The sequence below is a fragment of the Selenomonas sp. oral taxon 478 genome, assembly GCF_001189555.1.
GTDB lineage: Bacteria > Bacillota > Negativicutes > Selenomonadales > Selenomonadaceae > Centipeda > Centipeda felix.
Genome location: NZ_CP012071.1, coordinates 321,031 through 343,219 on the forward strand (window position 1 = coordinate 321,031; position 22,189 = coordinate 343,219).

Annotated in this window: 24 protein-coding genes; 6 read left to right on the forward strand and 18 right to left on the reverse strand. The window is 60.1% G+C overall.

What is annotated here, in order from left to right:
• Nucleotides 1–6: 6 nt before the first annotated feature.
• The 4 genes from fumC (at nt 7) to ADJ74_RS01555 (ending at nt 3,674) form a co-directional block, all read left to right on the forward strand.
• Nucleotides 7–1,371, forward strand: a complete 1,365-nt coding sequence (fumC, locus tag ADJ74_RS01545; protein ID WP_009754026.1) for a class II fumarate hydratase — start codon at nt 7–9, stop codon at nt 1,369–1,371.
• A gap of 45 nt (nt 1,372–1,416) precedes the next feature.
• Nucleotides 1,417–1,542, forward strand: coding sequence for a secretion protein HlyD (locus tag ADJ74_RS11445; protein WP_071586095.1), 126 nt, complete (start codon nt 1,417–1,419; stop codon nt 1,540–1,542).
• Between the two features lie 154 nt (nt 1,543–1,696).
• Nucleotides 1,697–3,061 (forward strand): FAD-dependent oxidoreductase, encoded by a 1,365-nt coding sequence (locus tag ADJ74_RS01550; protein ID WP_050341395.1) that lies wholly within the window; start codon nt 1,697–1,699, stop codon nt 3,059–3,061.
• Between the two features lie 10 nt (nt 3,062–3,071).
• The gene (locus ADJ74_RS01555) at nt 3,072–3,674 is read left to right on the forward strand and encodes a hypothetical protein (RefSeq protein WP_050341397.1); all 603 of its coding nucleotides are present in this window, start codon (nt 3,072–3,074) and stop codon (nt 3,672–3,674) included.
• A 67-nt stretch (nt 3,675–3,741) separates the two neighbouring features.
• On the opposite strand, the gene ADJ74_RS01560 is transcribed toward ADJ74_RS01555, so the two are convergent.
• From ADJ74_RS01560 to ADJ74_RS01645, 18 genes are all read right to left on the reverse strand, one after another.
• Nucleotides 3,742–5,367 (reverse strand): peptide chain release factor 3, encoded by a 1,626-nt coding sequence (locus ADJ74_RS01560; protein ID WP_050341399.1) that lies wholly within the window; start codon nt 5,365–5,367, stop codon nt 3,742–3,744.
• 9 nt (nt 5,368–5,376) lie between these two features.
• Nucleotides 5,377–6,129: an exodeoxyribonuclease III gene (locus tag ADJ74_RS01565; protein ID WP_009754022.1), complete on the reverse strand. Its 753-nt coding sequence runs from the start codon at nt 6,127–6,129 to the stop codon at nt 5,377–5,379.
• 14 nt (nt 6,130–6,143) lie between these two features.
• Complete coding sequence (gene lepB / locus ADJ74_RS01570) at nt 6,144–6,671, reverse strand: signal peptidase I (protein WP_009754021.1); 528 nt, start codon at nt 6,669–6,671, stop codon at nt 6,144–6,146.
• Between the two features lie 132 nt (nt 6,672–6,803).
• Entirely contained in the window at nt 6,804–7,145 is a 342-nt protein-coding gene (rplS, locus tag ADJ74_RS01575; protein ID WP_009754020.1) for a 50S ribosomal protein L19, read from the reverse strand.
• A gap of 112 nt (nt 7,146–7,257) precedes the next feature.
• Nucleotides 7,258–9,060, reverse strand: a complete 1,803-nt coding sequence (locus ADJ74_RS01580; RefSeq protein ID WP_050341401.1) for a GGDEF domain-containing protein — start codon at nt 9,058–9,060, stop codon at nt 7,258–7,260.
• 47 nt (nt 9,061–9,107) lie between these two features.
• A complete protein-coding gene (gene aroB, locus ADJ74_RS01585; protein WP_050341403.1) occupies nt 9,108–10,208 on the reverse strand; it encodes a 3-dehydroquinate synthase in 1,101 nt (366 codons plus the stop codon).
• A gap of 1 nt (nt 10,209) precedes the next feature.
• Nucleotides 10,210–10,731 carry a shikimate kinase gene (locus ADJ74_RS01590; protein ID WP_050341405.1) on the reverse strand — a complete coding sequence of 174 codons (522 nt, stop codon included), beginning with the start codon at nt 10,729–10,731 and terminating at the stop codon, nt 10,210–10,212.
• A complete protein-coding gene (gene aroC, locus ADJ74_RS01595; protein WP_050341406.1) occupies nt 10,728–11,897 on the reverse strand; it encodes a chorismate synthase in 1,170 nt (389 codons plus the stop codon). Before aroC ends, ADJ74_RS01590 begins: the two co-directional genes overlap by 4 nt.
• 119 nt (nt 11,898–12,016) lie before the next feature.
• A complete protein-coding gene (gene pilO, locus ADJ74_RS01600) occupies nt 12,017–12,553 on the reverse strand; it encodes a type 4a pilus biogenesis protein PilO (RefSeq protein WP_050344156.1) in 537 nt (178 codons plus the stop codon).
• A complete protein-coding gene (locus ADJ74_RS01605; RefSeq protein ID WP_050341408.1) occupies nt 12,553–13,713 on the reverse strand; it encodes a PilN domain-containing protein in 1,161 nt (386 codons plus the stop codon). Before ADJ74_RS01605 ends, pilO begins: the two co-directional genes overlap by 1 nt.
• A complete protein-coding gene (locus tag ADJ74_RS01610) occupies nt 13,691–14,155 on the reverse strand; it encodes a hypothetical protein (protein WP_050341410.1) in 465 nt (154 codons plus the stop codon). Before ADJ74_RS01610 ends, ADJ74_RS01605 begins: the two co-directional genes overlap by 23 nt.
• A complete protein-coding gene (locus tag ADJ74_RS01615) occupies nt 14,145–14,666 on the reverse strand; it encodes a type II secretion system protein J (protein WP_050341412.1) in 522 nt (173 codons plus the stop codon). Before ADJ74_RS01615 ends, ADJ74_RS01610 begins: the two co-directional genes overlap by 11 nt.
• On the reverse strand, nt 14,644–15,024 hold the full coding sequence (locus tag ADJ74_RS01620) for a hypothetical protein (protein WP_050341414.1): 381 nt from the start codon (nt 15,022–15,024) through the stop codon (nt 14,644–14,646). The genes ADJ74_RS01615 and ADJ74_RS01620 overlap by 23 nt, the downstream gene beginning before the upstream one ends.
• Nucleotides 15,014–15,514 (reverse strand): hypothetical protein, encoded by a 501-nt coding sequence (locus ADJ74_RS01625; RefSeq protein WP_050341416.1) that lies wholly within the window; start codon nt 15,512–15,514, stop codon nt 15,014–15,016. The genes ADJ74_RS01620 and ADJ74_RS01625 overlap by 11 nt, the downstream gene beginning before the upstream one ends.
• Nucleotides 15,514–16,074: an A24 family peptidase gene (locus tag ADJ74_RS01630; protein WP_050341418.1), complete on the reverse strand. Its 561-nt coding sequence runs from the start codon at nt 16,072–16,074 to the stop codon at nt 15,514–15,516. The genes ADJ74_RS01625 and ADJ74_RS01630 overlap by 1 nt, the downstream gene beginning before the upstream one ends.
• A 36-nt stretch (nt 16,075–16,110) precedes the next feature.
• Nucleotides 16,111–16,521: a competence type IV pilus major pilin ComGC gene (locus ADJ74_RS01635; RefSeq protein WP_050341420.1), complete on the reverse strand. Its 411-nt coding sequence runs from the start codon at nt 16,519–16,521 to the stop codon at nt 16,111–16,113.
• 26 nt (nt 16,522–16,547) lie between these two features.
• On the reverse strand, nt 16,548–18,161 hold the full coding sequence (gene ilvB / locus ADJ74_RS01640) for a biosynthetic-type acetolactate synthase large subunit (RefSeq protein ID WP_050341422.1): 1,614 nt from the start codon (nt 18,159–18,161) through the stop codon (nt 16,548–16,550).
• 60 nt (nt 18,162–18,221) lie between these two features.
• Nucleotides 18,222–18,422: a hypothetical protein gene (locus ADJ74_RS01645; RefSeq protein WP_050341424.1), complete on the reverse strand. Its 201-nt coding sequence runs from the start codon at nt 18,420–18,422 to the stop codon at nt 18,222–18,224.
• 308 nt (nt 18,423–18,730) lie between these two features.
• Between ADJ74_RS01645 and ADJ74_RS01650 the strand changes: the two genes are divergently transcribed.
• On the forward strand, nt 18,731–20,893 hold the full coding sequence (locus ADJ74_RS01650) for a PTS transporter subunit IIABC (protein ID WP_071844280.1): 2,163 nt from the start codon (nt 18,731–18,733) through the stop codon (nt 20,891–20,893).
• A gap of 137 nt (nt 20,894–21,030) precedes the next feature.
• Nucleotides 21,031–22,149: a 5-methyltetrahydropteroyltriglutamate--homocysteine S-methyltransferase gene (locus ADJ74_RS01655; RefSeq protein WP_050341425.1), complete on the forward strand. Its 1,119-nt coding sequence runs from the start codon at nt 21,031–21,033 to the stop codon at nt 22,147–22,149.
• Nucleotides 22,150–22,189 lie beyond the last annotated feature (40 nt).

Below are 22,189 nucleotides of genomic sequence, written 5' to 3' on the forward strand. Positions count from 1 at the left end.
ATATCCATGGAGTATCGCATTGAGCATGATTCCCTCGGCGAGGTCAAAGTCCCCGCAGACAAGTATTGGGCGGCGCAGACAGAGCGCAGCTTCGAGAACTTCCCCATTGGCATCGAGAAGATGCCCGCCGAGATCATCCACGCATTCGGCATCCTGAAAAAGTCTGCCGCTATCGCCAACCACACGCTCGGCAAGCTGGATGAGAAGCGGCTCTCCGCCATCTGCAAGGCATGTGATGAGATCCTCGACGGCAAGCTCGCCGCCCACTTCCCGCTCGCCGTATGGCAGACGGGCAGCGGCACGCAGTCCAATATGAACGTCAACGAGGTCATCGCGAACCGCGGCAACGAGATCGCGGGGGAGAAAATCCTCCATCCGAACGACCATGCGAATATGTCGCAGAGCTCGAACGACACCTTCCCGACCGCCATGCACATCGCCGCCGTCATCGCCATCGAGGACGGGCTGTTCCCCGCGATCGACCTCCTCGCCGCAACCTTCCGCCGCCTCATGGCAGAGAACGACGGCATCGTCAAGACGGGACGCACGCATCTGCAGGACGCCGTCCCCATCTCCTTCATGCAGGAAATCAGCGGCTGGCTTGATATGCTTGAGCAGTCGAAGAAACAGCTGCAGGCATCCCTCCCCTTCCTCCACGAGCTCGCCCTCGGCGGCACCGCCGTCGGCACAGGACTCAACGCACCGAAGGGATTTGATGTCGCCGTCGCACGCGCGGCGAGCGAGCTGACGGGCAAGCCCTTCGTCACTGCAGCGAACAAGTTCCACGCGCTCACGAGCAAGGATGCCGTCGTCTTTGCCCACGGCGCACTCAAGGGACTTGCCGCCAACATGATGAAGATTGCAAACGACGTGCGCTGGCTCGCCTCGGGACCGCGCTGCGGACTCGGCGAGATCACCATCCCCGCGAACGAGCCCGGCAGCTCGATCATGCCGGGCAAAGTCAACCCGACCCAGTGCGAGTCCGTCACAATGGTCGCCGTACAGGTCATGGGCAACGATGCTGCTATCGGCTTTGCCGCCTCACAGGGCAATTTCGAGCTCAACGTCTTCATGCCCGTCATCATCTACAACTTCCTGCAGTCGACACGCCTGCTCACCGACTCCCTCAAGTCGTTCAACGACCGCTGCGCCGTCGGCATCAAGGCGAACCGCGAGAAGATGCACGAGAACCTGCACCGCTCGCTCATGCTCGTCACGGCGCTCAATCCGTATATCGGCTACGAGAACGCCGCCAAGACGGCACACAAGGCGTTCGATGAGAACATCAGCCTGAAAGAGGCATGCGTCGCGCTCGGCTTCCTCACCGCAGAGAAGTTCGACGAGGTATTCCATCCCGAGGAGATGGTGTAAGTCTAAGGAATCGCTGATAAAATGAAGTCCGTCAGATTGGCGTAGATTTTTCGTCCGATTGAGGAGGCAAACCGGACGCATAGCCAAAGCTATGTGGAGGATTTGCCGACAAAAAGCGGGCAAAAAAGATGCGCTAAGATGGCGGTGCTGAATTTATCAGTGCTTCCCTAAGTCATACAGATCTGCTCCAGTACATCGGGGCTGCTGCACGAAGCTGCAAACTTCGTACAGCAGTCCCGTTTTTTTCACAATAATTCTCTTTATGGGCTCAAAAAATGCTATAATAACTGCAGTGATACAAAGTTTAACAGAAACGGAGCACCCTATGCAAAATACAACATATCAAAATCTCATCATCGGCTTTGGCAAGGCAGGCAAGACGCTCGCGGGCTTTCTCGCGAAGAAGGGCGAGCGTGTCGCCCTCGTCGAACGGTCAAAGGAGCGCTACGGCGGTACCTGCATCAACGTCGCCTGCATCCCGTCGAAGTCGCTGGAGTACAGCGCGCGTCTCTCGGCGGCGGCGGGCGGCGACTTTGCGGCAAAGGCAGAGCGCTATCGTGCGGCTATTGCAGAGAAACGCCGCCTCACGAAAATGCTGCGCGAAAAGAACTACGCCAAGGTGACGGGCGCGGGTGCTGTCGTCATTGACGGAGAGGCATCGTTTGTCGATGCACACACTGTGCGCATTGTTGGAGCGGACGGAGCGCAGACCGTCACGGCGGAGCGTATTTTCATCAATACGGGCGCGCTTCCCTTTGTCCCACCGATCAAAGGTGCGGCAGAGAGTACGCACGTCTACACAAGCGAGACGATGATGGAGCTGGACGAGCTGCCCGAGAAGCTCGTCATCATCGGGGGCGGCTACATTGGGCTGGAGTTCGCGTCATACTACGCCAACTTCGGGTCGGACGTCACCGTCGTACAGGACGGCACGGCCTTCATCCCGCGTGAGGATGCAGAAATCGCCGCCCGCGTCCTGCAGCATACAAATGATCGCGGCATCCATATCCTGATGGGGGCAAAGGTGCAGCGCATCGAGGACAGCGCGGAGGCTGCGAACGTCGTCGTGCAGACGGCGGACGGAGAGAAGACGCTTGCGGCGAACGCCATCCTCATTGCCACGGGCCGCCGCCCGAACATCGAAGGGCTGAATCTTGCGGCGGCGGGCGTTGCCGTGGCGGAGCGCGGTGCGGTCGCCGTTGACGAGCATCTGCGCACGAACGTCCCGCATATATGGGCGATGGGCGATGTCACGGGCGGCCTGCAGTTCACCTACATCTCTCTCGACGACTTCCGCATTGTAAAGGATCAGCTTGTGGGCAGCGGAACGCGTACAACGGCAAATCGCGGCGCCGTCCCCTACACCGTCTTCCTCGATCCGCCACTCTCGCGCGTCGGCATGACGGAGGCACAGGCGGAGGCGGCAGGCTTTGACGTGCGCGTTCTCCGCCTAGAGGTCGCTGCCATCCCGAAGGCGCAGGTCTACAAGAAGCCCGCCGGCGTGCTCAAGGCCGTGGTTGACGCAAAGACCGACACCGTCCTCGGCGCACATTTCTTCTGTCCCGAGTCGCAGGAGATGATCAACCTCATGAAAATGGCCATCGACCACGGCATTACCGCCGCTGCGCTTGGCTCTGCCATCTACACCCACCCGACCATGACCGAGGCACTGAATGATTTGTTTATCTAAGGAGGCAACGATGACATTTGCACACAAAGCGGCGCGATTCTGCTGCGCCGCCATATTCGCCCCGCTGCTCCTCCTCGTGGCAGAGGCTGAGGCGGCACCAGAGACAGCCCCCATACCAGCGACAAGAACGGCGCCCGTCGAGAACACTCCTATACAGCAGCTCTCGATGGAGTTTCGCCATCCTGTCGCAGACGGCACGCTCATGCGTATGATCTGCCTGATCGACGTCCCCGCGAAAAATGCGCTCTCCGCTGAGGAGCTCGCGGCACGCGGCATCGACGGCGAGCACTTCATCACCTGCCTCGGCGAGTTCGTTGGCAAGGAGTTCTCAGACGGCCGCTTTCAGGATATCGCCGAGCACTACGTCCCATGGACAGAGGCGCGTGAAGCAGACTTTCGTGCGATGCTCGACGCGCACAATCTCGCTGCCGAGAACGACTACGGTGCACGGGCGGAGGCGGTGCAGAATCCCGCCTACAACATCGTCATCGCCTATCAAAGCGGACGCAGCCTGCACATCACCTCCGCAGGAGCGGCGCTGAACGAGCGCGAAAACGCCGTCGAGGACGCTGTCCTCACATGGGTGGATGACGCGTTTGCGGGGAAAAAATAAGGACACACTAAAACACAGGAGATCACGTCAATGCGCGCCGTGATATCCTGTGTTTTGTTGTTCCTATTCATGCCTCTTTGCGGTCAAACGGAACCTGCCCCAGCTCGAGGTCGGGATTGTTCTCGCGGATCCAGCCGAGTGCCCACTCGTTGTTGACGAGGAGGACGGGATTGCCGTTGCGGTCGTGGACGAACATGCCGCGATCTGCGCCGCGCAGATCGGCGGGCTTTATCTCGCGCCCATCGGGGAACGCGAGCCAGCGCGCCGTCTCGAACGGCTGCATCTGCATCGTGATCTCCGTGTTGTACTCGTTCTTCAGACGGTATTCGAGCACCTCGAACTGCAGCGTGCCGACCGTGCCGACGATATAGCTGTCAAGCCCCGCACCGACCTGCTCAAAGAGCTGGATCGCGCCCTCCTGCGTCAGCTGCTCGATGCCCTTGACGAACTGCTTGCGCTTCATCGTATCCTTTGCCGCGACGCGTGCGAAGCGCTCGGGCGGGAACACGGGGAAGTCCTCGAACTTGAACTTGTGCGCGGGGTCGCAGAGCGTATCGCCGATGCCGAATACGCCGGGGTCAAACAGTCCCACGATGTCGCCTGGGTACGCCGTGTCGATGATCTGGCGATCCTGCGCGAGGAATTGCTGCGGCTGAGCGAGCTTGATAAGTTTTCCGCTCGGCGCGTGCCAGACGCTCATATTGCGGTCGAATTTTCCCGAGGTAATGCGGATAAAAGCGAGTCGGTCGCGGTGCGCGGGGTTCATATTCGCCTGAATCTTAAAGACGAATCCCGAGAACTGCTCATCGTCAGGCGCAATCACACCATCCGAGGAATTGCGCGGTGCGGGGGTCGGCGCGAGACGGATATACTCCTCAAGGAAGTTCTGCACGCCGAAATTCGTCATCGCAGAGCCGAAGAACATCGGCGTCAGCTCACCCGCATCAATCGCCGCGCGGTCAAATGCCTCGCCCGCGTCGCGCAGCAGCTCGATGTCATCCGCAAGAGCGGCAGCGGCCTCCGCGCCGACACGCTCCTTCCACGCGGGATCATCCATCTCAAACACCTCGGAGACACGCGTCTCCTGCCCGTGGCTCGTATCCTCGGCAAAGAGCTCGATGCGATTCTTCTCGCGGTCATAGACGCCGCGATACGTGCCGTCCGTTCCGATCGGCCAGTTCATCGGGTAGGAACGGATGCCGAGTACGTTCTCCAGCTCGTCCATGAGATCGAGCGGCGCCTTGCCGAAGCGGTCGAGCTTGTTGACAAAGGTAAAGATGGGGATGCCGCGCTGACGGCAGACGCGGAACAGCTTGCGCGTCTGTGCCTCAACGCCCTTTGCCGCGTCGATGATCATGACGGCACTGTCCACCGCCATCAGCGTGCGGTACGTGTCCTCACTGAAGTCCTGATGCCCCGGCGTATCGAGGATGTTGATCCGATAGCTGTCATAGTCGAACTGCAGCACGGAGGATGTGACCGAGATGCCGCGCTGTTTTTCGATCTCCATCCAGTCAGAGACGGCATGACGCTGCGTCTTGCGTGACTTGATCGAGCCCGCGAGATGGATTGCCCCGCCGTAAAGCAGCAGCTTCTCGGTGAGCGTCGTCTTGCCCGCGTCCGGATGCGAGATGATGGCAAAGGTGCGTCGCTTCGCGATCTCGCGGTCGAGTTCTTCTTTCAGAGCTCCCATAAATCTCCCTTACTTTAGTGTCAGTGATACGGGGCAGTGATCGCTCCCGAATACATCCGCATGGATCTCCGCCGCCGCGATGCGGTCACGCAGCTCCTCGGAGACGAGGAAGTAGTCGATGCGCCACCCTGCATTCGTCTCGCGCGCATGGCGCAGATACGACCACCACGTATACGCCCCCGTGAGGTCGGGATAGAGCGCGCGGAACGTATCGACAAAGCCCGCATTGAGCAGCTCCGTGAACTTGCCGCGCTCCTCGTCTGTAAAGCCCGCGTTGCGGCGGTTGCTCTTCGGGTTCTTGAGGTCGATCTCCGTATGCGCGACGTTGAGGTCGCCGCAGACGACGACAGGTTTTTTCGCACGCAGATCGAGCAGGAATGCGCGGAACGCATCCTCCCATGTCATGCGATAGTCGAGGCGCTCGAGTGCGCGCTTTGCGTTCGGTGTGTAGACCGTGACGAGATAGACGTCATTGAACTCCATCGTGATGACGCGCCCCTCGTGATCGTGCTCGGGGATGCCGATGCCGTACGCCACGGAGAGCGGCTTCACGCGCGTAAAGATCGCCGTGCCCGAGTAGCCCTTTTTCTCTGCGCTGTAAAAATACTGCTCGTAGCCGGGCAGATCGAGGATCGCTTGCCCCTCCTGCATCTTCGTCTCCTGCAGGCAGAAGGCGTCGGCGTCAAGCTCCTTGAACGCCTCCATAAATCCCTTTTTGAGTGCGGCGCGCAGGCCGTTGACATTCCATGATACAAAGCGCATCGCGTCGTCCTCCGTCAGAGCGTCTTATACGCCGAAATCGGCCAGAATACGAGCATCGCCTTCCCCTTGATGAGATCGTACGGAACGAATCCCACGTCGGCAAAGCGGCTGTCCTCAGAGTTGTTGCGGTTGTCGCCCATGACGAAGATATGTCCCTCGGGCACAGTCGCCTTGGGGTACTCGCTCCGCGTCTTTTCGAGGATATAGTCCTCTGTGAGCAGCTGATCGTTGACGAGCACGCGCCCCTCGCGGATCTCGATCGTATCCCCCGGCACGGCGATCACGCGCTTGATGAAGTCACGGCTCGGATCGCGCGGATACTGAAAGACGAGTACGTCCCCCTTCTCGGGCGGATGGAACCGGTAGATGAACTTGTTGACGACAAGGCGCTGCTCTGACTCGAGCGTCGGGCGCATCGACGGCCCGTCAACGACATAGAGCTCGACGATAAAGGTGCGAATGAACATCGCAAGAGCAACGGCGACGACGATGGAGACAATCCAGTCTTTGATCTCGGACGCCGTTGATGTTTCCTGTTCCATAGAGGCCTCCTTCCAGCCATACGGGAAGCACGGATAAAATCTACCTCTTTATTTTATCCCTGATTCCTAAGAAAAAAGATGAAAGAAACGCGAAAAATAGGGACTGCCGCAGCAGTCCCCATCTTCCATCGATCAGCGTTTTTCCCGAATACGAGCTGCCTTGCCCGTGAGACCGCGCAGATAGTAGAGCTTGGCGCGGCGGACGATGCCGCGGCGCGTCACCTCGATCTTTGCGATGCGTGGAGAGTGCACGGGGAAGAGACGCTCGACGCCGACGCCCGATGCGATGCGGCGCACGGTAAAGGTCTCACGGACACCCGTGCCCTGGCGGGCGATGACAACGCCCTCGAACACCTGGATACGCTCACGCGTGCCCTCGACGATACGGGCATGGACGCGTACTGTGTCACCGGGCGCGAACTGCGGGATATCCGAGCGGAGCTGTTCCTTCTCCAGGACTTCGATGATGTTCATACGTTTTCCTCCTTCGATCGGGCGTTCATACGCGACCCTCTGCCGCCCAGCGGACCACCCATACACATACTCAGTGACTATATCATAAGATGGATTTCTGTGCAAGCGTTTTTTAGCGCCACTGCAAATTCATTATATTGCTCTTTGTATGTTCCCCCTGCTTCTCTTTTACCGGGGCCTGTTCCTGTGGGCTGGGCGGCGGCATGCGGGTCTTCCCATCCTTCGGCTCGCAGCTGATGCGGTTGCGCCCCCCCTCCTTCGATGCATAGAGAGCGGTATCTGCACGCTTGACGAGCGCGGCGGCATCGTCGTCCGGACCATGCCAGACACCGATGCCGCCGCTGCATGTCACCTGCTGCGCCGTCAGCAGCCGTGCCTTGGCGACCCCCTCACGGATCTGATTGGCAAATGCCTGCGCCTTTGCACCGTCATAGTGCAGGCAGAGCAGGATGAATTCCTCACCGCCCCAACGAATGAGTATGTGCCGCCGATCGAGGAAGGAACGGATGGTCTGTGCAAAGCCAAAGAGCACCTCATCGCCGGCATCGTGTCCGTACGTGTCGTTGATCGACTTAAAGTGGTCGATGTCGAACATGACGAGGGAGAGCGGCTCACCTGTATCTCGCGCGATCTTTGTGAAGTCGCGCATCGCGGATGGGAATCTGTTCCGATTGTAAACCCCCGTAAGCGGATCGATCTCCATGCGCTTCTTAACTGCCTGCACCTCTCCCTCGAGGGTGTTGGAGCGCTCCATGAGCCGGCGCTCGGACTCCGCACGGTCGAGGATGAGCTGGATGATAAAGAAAGAGATCGTATAGATACTGAACGGTGTAAATGAGGTCTGTGCCTCATACAGCCGATACTGGAATGCAAGCGCATCGATGATGCCGAGCGGCACGATGATGAGCAGGGCGATCAGGAGAGCTACGGCGTGCTTGTTGCCCGCCTTGCTCGACTTCCAGAGTGCGTATGCGACGTAGCTGCCCCAGACGACGAGTCCCGGCACGTAGGGGAACTGCATCATGTAGAGGCCGAACTGCCCCATCATTTCAGCGGTGATGCCGACCACGAGGAGCACGACGAAGATGTTGTTCAACCGCATGATCCACGAGCGATACTGCCGGTTCACGACCTCGACGAGGAGGATGCTGCCCGCAATAGGCAGCAGGAAGGATGAGATCAGCTCTGTGCGCCACCACAAAACCGGCCAGTCCATCCACATGAAGATGAGGTTCGAGGAGCTGAACATCCAGACAAAGAACGTCGTCAAGAGGAGCATGAGACGCAGATAGATGCCGCGCCGTGCCGCATCGACGACAAAGTACACGCCGATCACCATCATTAAGATGACGATGGCCGTCAGCCCCGCAACATAGGGAAAGTCATAAATAAAAAGCCGCTTGACGAGTTCGGACTCCTTATCGATATGCACGCGGTTGAGCTGTGTGAGTACCCACGGATTGTCCGAGGTCACGCGGATGATGAGCTCCCGTCCTGCCGCCCACGCGGGCAGATTGACGAGATGCCACTTGCGCCCGTACTGCTCCAGCTGCGGATCGCTGCTCCCATAGCGGTAGATGGCCGATCCATCCAGATAGACACGGACGGACTGATCAATGGTCGCGAAGAAGAAGCTCTCATCGCCCCGCATATCCGCCGGGACATGGACACGCAGCCATGCGCTGCGCGTTCCCTCGGGAGCAGAGGCCCCCTCACGCGGGTCGAACGGCACCCACGTCCCATCGCTCGAGGAAAAGGAGGGCGGCGCTTTCATCGCCTTGACATTGGTGTCAACGGTATTCTCCTGCCAGTATTCCCACGTCAGCGTTTCATCCTCTGCCGACGCACTGCTCCCAACGCCCAGAACCAGCACAAACAGTGCAAGGGACAGAAAAGACATCACGCTTCGCTTCATACATCCGTCACCTCCTATCTATTGTTTCGTTTCATTGAATGCTTTTCTTAATAGTGGACGGGGGTAAAAAGTCCTAAAATATTTTCGCGAACGATCTCCTCGGGTACGTCGCTGCGCACACATATCCTGCCGATGTCCTCGGCGAGGACCCAGTGAATCCGCCCATCCACAGTCTTTTTGTCATGAAAGAGATCGTCGTACATCGCATCCGGCGACGCTCCCTCGACAGAGCAGGGCAGCCCCATCGCTTCAATCAGCTGCTCGATGCGCGCACACGTCTCCGCAGGGAGGAGTCCCATCGCCGTACTGATGCGCGCCGCGCCGATCATGCCGATGGCGACTGCCTCGCCGTGGCGGTAGCGCGTGTAACCCGTCTCTTTCTCAATCGCATGGGCGATGGTATGTCCGAAGTTCAGGATGCGGCGCAGGCCACCCTCGCGCTCATCCTGACGGACGACGTCTGCCTTGATTTCACAGGAGCGTGCGATCATGTGAGATGCCGCTGTAGGAGTGAGTGCGAGCACATCGTCACGATGCTCCTCCAGCCATGCGAAGAACGCCGCATCCGCGATAACGCCGTACTTGATGATCTCCCCGAGCCCCGTCGCGATCTCGCGCGCAGGCAGCGTCCGCAGGCGGTCGAGATCCATGATGACGGCGTCGGGCTGGTAGAATGCACCGATGAGGTTCTTGCCGAGTGCATGGTTGACGGCGACCTTGCCGCCGACGCTCGAGTCCACCTGTGCAAGGAGGCTCGTCGGCAGCTGCACAAATGGCACGCCGCGCATGTAGGTTGCGGCGATAAAGCCCGCAAGATCGCCGACGACGCCGCCGCCGAGCGCAAAGATCGGCGATTTGCGGTCGAGCCTCAGCTCAATCACACGCGTATAGAGGTCGTTCGCTATGGTAAGGCTCTTCGAGGACTCTCCGGCAGGGACGGTGACGATCGCAGCATCCACGCCGCCGTGTGCGACCTGCTCTGCCGTATGGGCAGCATAGCGCGGGCCGACGTTCGTATCCGTGACGATCATGCCGCGTGCGGAGTATCCTGCCCCACGGACGAACGCCGTGAGCATTTCATCCATCCCGCTGCCGATCTCGATGGCGTAGCTGCGCGCACCAAGCGCGACCTCTACCGTACGTCTCATATCACTTTCTCCATATCCGCGTCGCCTGTACGATGTACTCTGCCACCTCGAGCGGCGAACGACGGCTCGTATCCACTGTAATGTCCGCCCCCGCATAGAGGGTGCGGCGTTCCTCCAGCAGCTGCACAACAGCAGCACGGCGGTCGCCCGCATCGGCGCCGTCAAGCACGGGACGCGCGCCGCGTGCCGCCGTCCGCTGCAGGATGGTATCGACATCGGCAGTCAGCGCAACAAGGACACCGTTTTTGCGCAGAATCGCAGCGTTCTCCGCATCCTTGACCGTCCCGCCGCCCGTTGCGATGACGAGCCCGCTCCGTGCGGCGGCGGCGCGCACGGCTTCCTTCTCCCGTGCGCGAAAGTACGGCTCGCCGTACTGCGCGAATATCTGCGGAATGGAGATGCCGCACGCTTCCTCAATTTTTCTATCGAGATCGTGAAAGGCGCAGCCGAGCCGTCCCGCTAGGAGGCGCCCGACGCTCGTCTTGCCCGTCCCCATAAAGCCAATCAGTACAATGTTCTTCATGGATTCTGCCACACCTCGGCAAGGCGTGTGCGGTAGGCAGCGAGTGACACCTGAAGATCCGTCATGCTGTCCGCACTGAATTGCGAGCATACCGCATCCGCCAGCACAAATGCCGTCATTGCCTCACCAACTACAGACGCAGCAGGGACGGCGCAGGTGTCGCTGCGCTCCTTGCTCGCCGAGACCGCCTCCCCCGTTGCGAGGTCGATGGTCCGCAGCGGCGCCATCAGGGTCGGGATGGGCTTCATCGCCGCGCGCACGATGAGCGGCTCTCCGTTTGTCATGCCGCCCTCAAGGCCGCCCGCGCGGTTGGTCTTGCGATAGGGACGTCCATCTGCGCCCATATAGAGCTCATCGTGGATCTCACTGCCGGGCAGATGCGCGCACGCAAAGCCCGCGCCAATCTCCACGCCCTTGATCGCCTGAATGGACATGAGTGCGCCCGCCAGACGGCCATCGAGCCGCCGATCCCACTGCGTATGCGTACCAAGTCCCGTGGGCAGGCCACGCACGACGATCTCAAAGATGCCGCCGAGCGTATCTCCTGCCTGCTTCGCCGCGTCGATGCGCGCTCTCATACGCGCCCCCGCTGCCGCGTCACAGCAGTTCAAATCGTCGGAGTTGGTCACTCCGATATCGTCGGCACGGATGGCCGCCGCATCGACGGCCACACCACCGATCTCCGTGACGTGGGAGGCAATATCGATACCGAGCGCCGCGAGAAGCTGGCGGCAAACAGCTCCGACCGCGACGCGCATCGTCGTCTCGCGTGCACTCGAGCGCTCGAGGATGTCACGCGCATCCCTGCGGTCGTACTTCAGCACGCCCGCCAGATCGGCATGTCCGGGGCGTACTGCCGTGATCCGCTCCCCCGTCGGTGTGCCGAAGGGATCCATGCGATTCGTCCAGTTCACAAAGTCGCGGTTCACGACCTGCAGGGTAAGCGGTGCGCCGATGGTCTCGCCAAAGCGCAGTCCCGAGAGCACGAGCACGCGATCCGTCTCGATCTTCATGCGCCCGCCGCGTCCATAGCCGCGCTGGCGGCGCGCAAGCTGGGCATCGAGCTCCGCACGCGAGAGCTGCAGCCCCGCCGGCAGACCATCGATGATTGCCGTCAGTGCCGCGCCATGCGATTCTCCCCCCGTGATAAACCGCAGCTGTCCCATGTGAATCCCCCTCTAATCGTCCCACTTCGTTTTTTGTATATATATGTATATATTTGTAATAATTTCGATATATTAAGTACTTTTCCTGCCAACGAACAATTAAAAGTTCATGTACCCCTCTACTCGTGCGCCGCCAGTGCCGCTGTCTCAAGTGTAATCACTGCATGGAGCATCGTGCCGTCCGCTGTCAGACTTAGCGCCTTGAACACGGCTGTGCGTTCCCCGCTTTCCACCTCGCGCAGAAAGGAGATCAGCGCAAAATAATCGCCGCTCACGTGAACCTCAGCACACTGCCGCACGATCTCCCCATCCGAAACGGCGGGTTGCGGAACCATGCGGACAAGCGTCACCCCCGCATGGCGGGCACTGCGCTCCACGGACGAAAAGAAAGCCCCCTGTGCATGTTCCTCAGGCAGAGCCGCCGCAAGGCGTGTCTCACGCAGACGCAGCTTGTCCTCCGCCTGCGCATCCGCGTGAACCGTGCGCTGATACACCTCTGTTCGCGCGAGGACAGCACGCGCCGCATCACGCTCCGCCCGTGCGGCCTCCCGCTCCGCAGAAAAATACGGCAACAGCAGTCCCGCGTATAAAAGGGCAAGGAAACACACCCAGATCAGTGCCGCCGTCATCCGCTGACGCACCGTCTCCCGCCGCATCACAGTCCCACACCATCCGTGCGCAGAACGAAGCGGATGTGTCCATCCTCCCGCGATGCCTCTGCCAAGACCGGCGGGGCACGGAAAAATCCATCCTCTGCGATGTGCTCCGTCATTGTCGCGAGAGCCTCGTAACTCTCCGCCTCTCCCTCAATCTCCAGCATCTGTCCCACGCGCAGCGCGGTGAGCTGAATGCCTTTGATCGGCAGCGTACCGAGGTGTACGAGGAGCGCACGCAGGGGCAGGGACTCCGCCTGTACTTCCGCCAGCACACGCTCACGCTCTGCTACAGCGGCACGCCGCATCGCATAGTCCTCCATGCGACGTACATCTGCATCATGAAGGCGCAGCTCCTCCTGCACCGTCTCTGTCGCTGTGCGCTCCGCCATAAGGCCGGCCGCATCCGCCGACACGGCTGCGGCAAAGAAGAGCGTCGCCGCTCCCGCAGTCAGCTCCGGCGCGCGGCGGCGCAGACGCGGAAAGATGCAATGCTCTGCCTGCCAAGAGAGGGAGGAGGAAGGCTTAGGAACGAGCAGCCCCGCATAGATTGCCGTGCACTCTCCCGGGTGCTCCTCCAGCTCCTCCCACGGCATCTGCGGTTCCCGTGCCGCCGCAATCAAGGGGGCAAGAGTGCCGCCGTCGGGCGGGCAGATCGTCAGCCGACGCAGACGGAGGCCGCGCGCAGAGAACGCCGAAAAGTATGCCTGCACACGGGGCTCCTCCATGGCTGCCGTCCAATAGCGGTGTGTGTTGGCATCCGTCTCCATAGGCGCACAGCAGAGCCGCAGATCGGCGGGCAGTGTGCTCCCCTCTCTATCCGCCTCCGCTCGCATCGCCCAGAGGAGTGCCGCCTGCAGCTCTGCCCCCGTCAGTGCGGCGGGAAGTTCCCGCTCCGCCGTCATGGCAAGCTCCGCAGGCAGCGCAAGACCGAGCGGCAGGTGCATCCATCCGAGCGAATCCAGCGCTGCGCAGGTGGCAGCAGCGAGAGAAGCGATATCTGCTCCGTCACAGGAACACGCCGCTCCCGATGATGCAGTGACCGTCCACACACCATCCCTCTTCTCCGGTGCAGCAAGGCGGACGAGCCGCAGCCCCTCCGCCGTCATGCTGATGCCCACCGCCTCGCGCGGGCGCAGACTAAAACCATCGACGCCAAACATAGTGCCCATCCTTCTTTTCCATCTGCGCACGGACGATCTTCGCCCGCGTCCAGTGCTCACCATCCGATACATTCGTATCATGCCGCTGATCTATAGCAGCAGCCGTGACCCAGATCGTTCCGTCCGTCTGCGGCTCGATCACGACGTGCAGGTCGATGTCCGCCGCCATGGGGATATCGTGCACGGCGACGCTCCGCCGTCCCCCTGCGGGCAGTTTCCCGGCGGCGGGTGAATGCCGTTCCAGCGTGTCTGCTGCCGTCAGTACACCACTCTCCGCCGCAAGGCGCAGCTGCATCTCACGCTCATACTCCGCCGCGACAGTTCCGCCGCTGCGCGTCAGGGACGCGGCGGCCATCGCGATGAGGATAAGCAGTGCAAGGATACACAGTCCGAGCGCCGAGGCGAAACCATCCTGCCCGTACCGAAATGTTTTACCGCCCACCTTGATCCTCCCGCAGATAGACGGAGGTTGCAGTAGTGCAGCTTCTGCCCGTCGCCACGCTCTCGCCCGTCATCTCGATGTGATAGAGGCGCGGGCATTGTGCGTCCAGCCGTATGGAAAACGACGAGATGTGTACGCCTGCGCCTGCATAGCCGCCTGTCAGCGGCGCAGCGGACGTCTGATACACCAGTCTGCCGCCGGTGAGCCAATAGGAATCCAGCGGCGTCCCCACATGCTTTTCCTCCATGCTGTGCCGCATCCGATAGATGCCCTGCGTGTCCTGTGCAACGTATGACGAAGAGAGCACGGACTCCGTAATGCGTGCCATGGCGAGCTGCATCTCCTGCCGCAGCTCAGCATCGGCGGCCGTACGCTGATAGCTGCGCCAGCCCCACACGAGGGCAAAGACAAGAAAGGTCAGCAGGAGCGCGAAAATCGGCAGACTGACGGCGAGCTCTGTCAGCACGACGCCGCGCTCCCCACATGCTCTACGGTGCTGCCTGCGTATCATATCGCTTCATCCTCCGCACGTAGTCTGCCGTCTCCGCGCACCCCAAGACGCGCCATGAGAGGTGCAGGGTCACATCATAAAAATCTCCCTGCCGCACAACATCTGCACGCAGGGTATAGGTCACATCGTTCACGCGAACCGAGGGCGCGCTGACCGTCGGAAACGCCCCATGCTCAAGTCCCGCCTCCATTCCAGAGAGCTCCTGCCGCGCCAAGAACGCCGCATCCATACGCGCGGCGGACTGCTCTGCGAGCAGCGCACTGCGGGCAAAGATCCCGAGCACGGCGGCGGCGGAAAGCACAATGCAGCCGAGGATCACTGCCTCCATGAGTACCCAGCCGCGCGCGTCATTCCTCATCGCGGCCTCCGCGCTGGAGTCGGATGCGTGCCGCGCTGTCGATGATGACGTTCAGCGCATCCCGCGCATATCCCTCTGCCTCGATGCGAATGGTCATATTATTGCTCCCCTGCCCGATGCCGCCATTGCGGTCGAATGACATAGGTTTCCCGTCCGCGGTCACCTGTGTGACCCGCACGAGCGGAAGCATCCGATGAACGTGCCCTGCCCCGCCGTGCGGCACGATTTCATAGCTGCCGCCCTGCACATAGAGCTGCGGCTCGCGCGACCCTGCCGCCGTCCCTCCAAGCATGTAGAGCGGCATCGCCGTCGTGCGGCTGACTGCCTGGATGCGGCGCAGCTCGCCGATGAGATGCACCGCCTCATACTCCACTGCCGCCCGCACATAAAGAGCGCGCGCACGCGGGAGTGCAGCGGCGGCAAGTACAGCCATGATCGACGCGGCGAGCAGGACGTGGAGGAGCATCATGCCGCGTGCATCCCTCCGCATCACGGCAACCCCCAGTAGAGCTGCCAGAGCTGCCGCCCCGCAAGATAGCCCACATAGCCACCGACGGCGAGAAATGGACCAAACGGGATCCCATCATGCCGGCTCTTGCGCCCCGTGAGGAGAAGAAACGCCGCCGCCGCGCCGCCGAGCAGGAACGCCGTCCAGACGGCGACAATCGCTGCCTCCCAGCCGAGCCAAAGACCAAGTCCAGCAGCGAGCTTTACATCACCGCCGCCAAGTCCGCCGCGCGCGGCAATGTACAGGCAATAAAATAAGACGCCGCAAAGCGTCCCGCCCAAAAGTGCATCTGAAATTGAGTCCAGTCCTGAGGCCATCAGTCCGAGGACGGCAAATGGCATTGTGATGCAGTCATAGAGCATCCCATCACGCAGATCGAGATAGGAGAGCCAGAGCAGCACCGCCGTAAAGAGCACGCCGCATCCGCCGTGCAGTCCCACACCGTAGGTCGAGAGAACGCCGAGACTGCCCGCACACCAAAGCAGGAGAAGGGCTGATGCAGCACAGCGCGACGGACAAAACGTGTGCGCTGTCTCCTGCATCACGCCATCCTCCTCCAAAACATCATGGGCACATGTCTAATTTCGTGTATGATACTCCTCCGCCGTGCGCCCTGCACAGGTTGCACGCCAGACACCATCCTTTTTCTCTACCTGATAGGAGACGTTCTCCGTGGAGAGTTCCTGTGCGCCGGCGCGTATCGTCCCCGCAGGCGGCTTCAGATGCTTCAGATCCGTCACGTAGTCCGTGAGATCATCAACGCCTGCGGGGTTTTTCCCCTTTGCCGTTTGATAGAGCACAATCGCCGTATCGAGTGCCGTCAGATCCGCCTGCACCTTGACCGTATTTGCCGTCGCGAGCGCTGAGGAAAAGCGCGGCACGGCAATCGCAAGGATCACGGCTAGAATCATCACGGCAAGGAGTGTCGAGAGCAGCGAAAAGCCACGCTCGCTGCGCGTCCGCCGTTCATTTGTGATCGGCAATTCCATCGCACACACCGTCCCTTCACCATGGGCTACACGAAACTGCGGCACACATCCATCACGATCACACGCGGATGTGTGCGATCCTCCAGTGCCTTGCTGAGTGCCGCCGCAAACTCGTCCTGCGTCGACACGCGCACGGCCTTGATGCCAAAACTCTCCGCGTATTTTACATAGTCCATCTCGTGGTCCAACTCGCAGGCGATATAGTGCTCCTTATAGAGCTTCTTCTGGAGCTGGCGGATCATTCCGAGGCTGCGGTTGTTCGAGAGAATCGTGATCACAGGCAGGCCGAGGCGCGCAATGGTGTAGAACTCATTGCCCGTCATCTTGAGACTGCCGTCGCCCGTGATATGGATCACGCGGCGCTCGTCGCCCCACGCAGCCTGTGCTCCCATCGCCGCCGGCAGACCATAGCCCATCGTTCCGAGCCCGCCTGAGGTCAGCCACGTCCGCGGTTCCTCCACGTGCAGGTGAAGTGCCGCCCACATCTGATGCTGTCCCACATCCGTCACATAGGCGTAGGGCTTCCCTGCCGTCATGCGCGCGACCTGATGGAGCGCCCAGGGGACGGTCAGAGAGTCGACGTGGTAATCATCCTCAAACTTCTCCTGCCACATATGGATCTGCTGCCACCATGCCGTGTGGTCACGTTTGGGCTCTTTGCGCATGAGCAGGTTCAGCACAACGCGCATATCCCCCGCAAGCCCGATGCTGCTGCCGACAATCTTGTCGATCTCTGCAGGGTCGATGTCGATGTGGATAAACCTGCGGTTCGCCGTAAACTTGCTGAGATTGCCCGTCAGGCGGTCGGCAAAGCGACTGCCGAGTGCAATGACAAGATCGGCGGCACCGACAGCGTAGTTCGCCGCCTTTGCTCCGTGCATACCGATAAAGCCAAGCATCTGCGGATGCGTGCTGGGAACAGCGCCCATCCCCATCAGGGTATGAACTACGGGGAGCTGGTATTTCTCGATGAATGCGACCGTCTCCGCCGATGCCCCGGCGGAGATCACACCGCCGCCCACGATGACAAGCGGGCGTTCCGCATTCACGATCTCCGCTGCCGCCTCCGCTGCGCAGATAATGAAATCCGCGTCAGGCTTTCCGGGCTGATGCTCCGCCCGCTTCTGCTCCGTATAGGCGACCTCCTCGAGAAAGAGGTTACGCGGCACATCGATGAGCACGGGCCCCGGGCGCCCTCTGCGCGCGAGTGCAAACGCCTCGCGAATCGTCGGTACGAGATCGGCAGCGTTCTTAATCTTGTAGTTATGCTTTGTCACGGGCATCGTCACATCGAGGATATCCGTCTCCTGGAACGCATCGCGGCCGAGCATCTCCAGATCGACCTGTCCCGTGATAGCCACCATCGGGATCGAGTCCATGTACGCCGTTGCGATGCCCGTCACGAGATTGGTCGCGCCGGGCCCCGAGGTCGCAATACAGACGCCGACGCGCCCCGTCGCACGCGCATAACCGTCGGCGGCATGCGCCGCGTTCTGCTCATGCGTCACGAGGATCTGACGGATCTCCGTCTGTCCATAGAGTGCATCGTAGAGCGGCAGAATCATGCCGCCGGGGTATCCAAACACCGTATCCACGTCCTGCTCTCGCAGACACGCAAGAACCGCCTCCGCGCCTCTCATTTCATCCGACACCCCTTTGTTGACAGATTAGTCACACACATTATAGCATACGCAACATTCTCAGAGCAAGTGGTGCATCTGCCCGATCTCACGAATTTTTTCGAGTGACATCTCTGACACACGCGCAATCATCTCAAGCGGGAGTTTTTCCTTCAGCATGCCAAGCACAGCAGAAACACGTCCCTGCTCAAGACCTTGTTCCAGCCCCTGTTCAAACGCCGCCTCTCTGAACAGCTCCTCATTCCACTCAAAGTTAACCATATCCACCACCTCGCGTTCATGTTCAAGTAAAATACTGACGCCCGCGCTCTGCGTTCATAGGTTCTCCTTTACGGTATTCGTTGATAGAATTATTATAACATAATTTCAACGCAGGACAAAATATTTCTGACATCACCTATGATAAACAAGTCTAATTTTCTTTTGCACTTCCTCCGCGTTTACAGTATAATTTCCATATATCATTTCATCAATACCGTTTTCATCGCGTCAGTGCATCTACCACATTGACATTGTGCGTCTAAAAGGGAGGACGCACGGGGTGGAGGCGGGGAGAAAGGGGAAATACCATGAAAGATGAAATCTTTAGTGTGCTCCAACGCGTCGGACGCAGCTTTATGCTGCCGGTCGCGATTCTGCCGATCGCGGGCATTCTGCTCGGCATCGGCGCGTCGTTCACGAACCCGACGACCATTGCGACATACGGTCTCGGTGGAGTGCTCGGCACAGGAACACCGCTGCATATGCTGCTCTCGATCATGTCGAGCGCAGGCAGCACGATCTTCGGCAATCTGCCGATCATCTTCGCGGTCGGCGTCGCCATCGGCATGACAAAGGAGGAAAGAGAGGTAGCCGCACTCTCGGCGATGATTGCCTTCTTCGTCATGCATACGTCCTGCAACGCCATGCTGAAAATCGGCGGACAGATCCTCGCCGACGGCACGGTCGCACCAGGCGTCCTCGACGGCACGATCGCGCCCTCCTGCGGCATCATGTCCTTCCAGATGGGTGTCTTCGGCGGCATCATCGTCGGCATCGGCGTGGCACTCCTACACAACCGATACCATAAGATTATCCTGCCGAATGCACTCTCCTTCTTCGGCGGTTCGCGCTTCATTCCCATCATCTCGACCATCGTCTTTCTCTTCGTCGGGATTGCTATGTACTTTGTCTGGCCGCTTGCACAGCAGGGCATCTTCGCCCTCGGCGGCCTTGTCACGGGCACGGGCTACATCGGCACGCTGATCTTCGGTATCATCAAGCGTGCACTCATCCCCTTTGGACTGCATCACGTCTTCTACCTGCCATTCTGGCAGACGGGCGTCGGCGGCTCAATGATGATCGACGGACAACTCATCCAAGGCGGTCAGAACATCTTCTTCGCGCAGCTCGCCTCGCCGGATGTCGCACATTTCAGTGCGGATGCAACGCGCTACTTCTCCGGTGAGTTCATCTTTATGATCTTCGGCCTGCCGGGTGCGGCTCTCGCGATGTACCACTGCGCACGACCCGAAAAGAAAAAGGTTGCGGGCGGACTGCTCCTCTCGGCGGCACTCACCTGCATGCTCACGGGCATCACGGAGCCAATCGAATTCTCGTTCCTCTTCGTCGCCCCCGCGCTCTTCGCCGTGCAGGTCGTACTCGCGGGTGCGGCATACATGATTGCGCACATGCTGAACATCGCCGTGGGTCTTACCTTCTCGGGCGGGCTTCTCGACTTCTTCATCTTCGGTATCCTTCAGGGCGAGGCAAAGACGAGCTGGATGTACGTCATCCCCGTCGGCGTGATCTACTTCTTCCTCTACTACTTCATCTTCCGCTGGATGATTCAGCACTTCGGCTTCAAGACGCCGGGGCGCGAGGACGATGACGAGGAGACAAAGCTCTATACCAAGGCGGACTACAAGGCACGCGAAGGAGCCGGCAGCTCTGCTGACGGTGATGCAGGTTTCGATGCCAAGAGTGCAGCGATTGCCAAGGGACTCGGCAGCAAGCGCAACATCACGTCCGTGGACTGCTGTGCGACACGCCTGCGGTGCTCGGTCGCAGATTCCTCTCTTGTAAATGAAAAGCTGCTCAAGGCGACGGGCGCGGTCGGCGTGATTGTGAAGGGCACGGGCGTGCAGGTCATCTACGGCCCGCAGGTCGCCGTCATCAAATCGAACCTTGAGACCTATCTCGAGACAGCACCCGAGGTCGAGCCGGAGGACGATGCGCCTTCCGCAGCCCCCGTCGAGGAGCATTCCGCCGCCGCAGAAGCACCAGCAGCGGCTTCCACAAGCGAAAAGCATACGCTTTGCAGCCCCGTCACGGGCACGGTGCATCCGATCACGGAGGCACCGGATGATGCGTTTGCGAGCAAGATGATGGGCGACGGCTTCTTCGTCTACCCGACGGTTGGTGAGGTACTCGCCCCCGCCGATGGTGAGGTTGTCTTCGTCTTTGACACGAAACACGCCATCGGCATGAAGAGCGCGGACGGCACGGAGTACCTGCTCCACATCGGCGTCGACACCGTCGCACTCGGCGGCAAGGGCTTCAACGTCTTTGTCAAGGCAGGACAGCAGGTAAAGAAAGGCGACAAGCTGATGGAGTTCGACATCGACTACATCCGCGCCAACGCGACATCGGACGCCTGCCTTGTGATCTTCACAGGACTGCCCGAGGGCACAAGCGTCGAAATGACTGCCACGGGCGAGGTCAAGGCCCTTGATCCCGTTGCCAGAATCTGACCCCCGTGTCATAGAAAAAGCAGTTTGTCGATGAGCAGACTGCTTTTTCTGTACCATTTGTTACTCGCATAGATATGAATGTCTGTGGTATAATGACATTGTTTCAATCGTACATCGTACATCAGGGGGAAATGACAATGAACCATACAAAAACAAAAGCACCATTTCGCTATGACATTGTGGGGAGCTTTCTGCGCCCCGCCGCACTCATGAAGATGCGTGAGGCATACGCCGCAGGAAATGCAGGCGCAGAGGAACTGCGTGCAGCGGAGGATGCGGCAATCCGTGGCCTCGTCGCAAAGGAGAAGGAGGTTGGGCTGCGCGCGGTCACGGACGGCGAGTTCCGCCGCCGTTACTGGCATCTGGACTTTCTTGCAGCACTGGGCGGCGTCGAAGAGGTCGGTGCATCGCATTGGTCCGTCACATTCAAGGGAGCACAGCCAAAGGCGTCGACAGTAAAAATTGTGGACAAGGTGGACTTCGGAGCGCATCCGTTTCTCGGTCACTTCCGTTTCCTAAACGATCTCGCAGGGGATGCCCTCGCAAAGATGACGATCCCCTCCCCCAGCATGCTGCACCTCATCTGCTGCGTGCGTGCGACGGACTACGCGCCGATTCCGCGTTACGAGAACGAGGATGCGCTCTTTGAGGACATCGCCCTCGCCTATCAGAAGGCCATTCGTGCATTCTATGAGGCAGGCTGCCGCTATCTGCAGCTCGACGACACGTCCTGGGGCGAGCTCTGTGATCCGGAGAAGCGTGCAGCGTACGAGGCGCGCGGCTTCGACCTCGACCGCATCGAGCGTGCCTACGTCGCGATGATCAACCGTGCATTGGAGGCAAAGCCTGCGGACATGACGATCACCATGCACATCTGCCGCGGGAATTTCCGCTCGACATGGTTCTCCTCGGGCGGCTATGAGCCCGTCGCGGAGATTCTCTTCGGCGGCTGCCATGTTGACGGCTTCTTCCTCGAATACGATTCCGACCGTGCAGGCGGTTTTGCCCCCCTCGACTATATCAAGGATCAGCGCGTCGTTCTCGGACTGGTCACCTCAAAATCGGGCACGCTCGAAAAGAAGGAGGATATTGTCGCCCGCATCCACGAGGCGGCAAAGCACGTCCCGCTCGATCAGCTCTGCCTCAGCCCGCAGTGCGGCTTCTCCTCAACCGAGGAGGGAAACCTCCTGACGGAGGAGGAGCAGTGGAACAAACTGCGCTTTATCAAGGAGATCGCGGAATCCGTCTGGAAGTGAGCACGTGTGATACAGCAACGGCGGCACATCAGTCATTCGT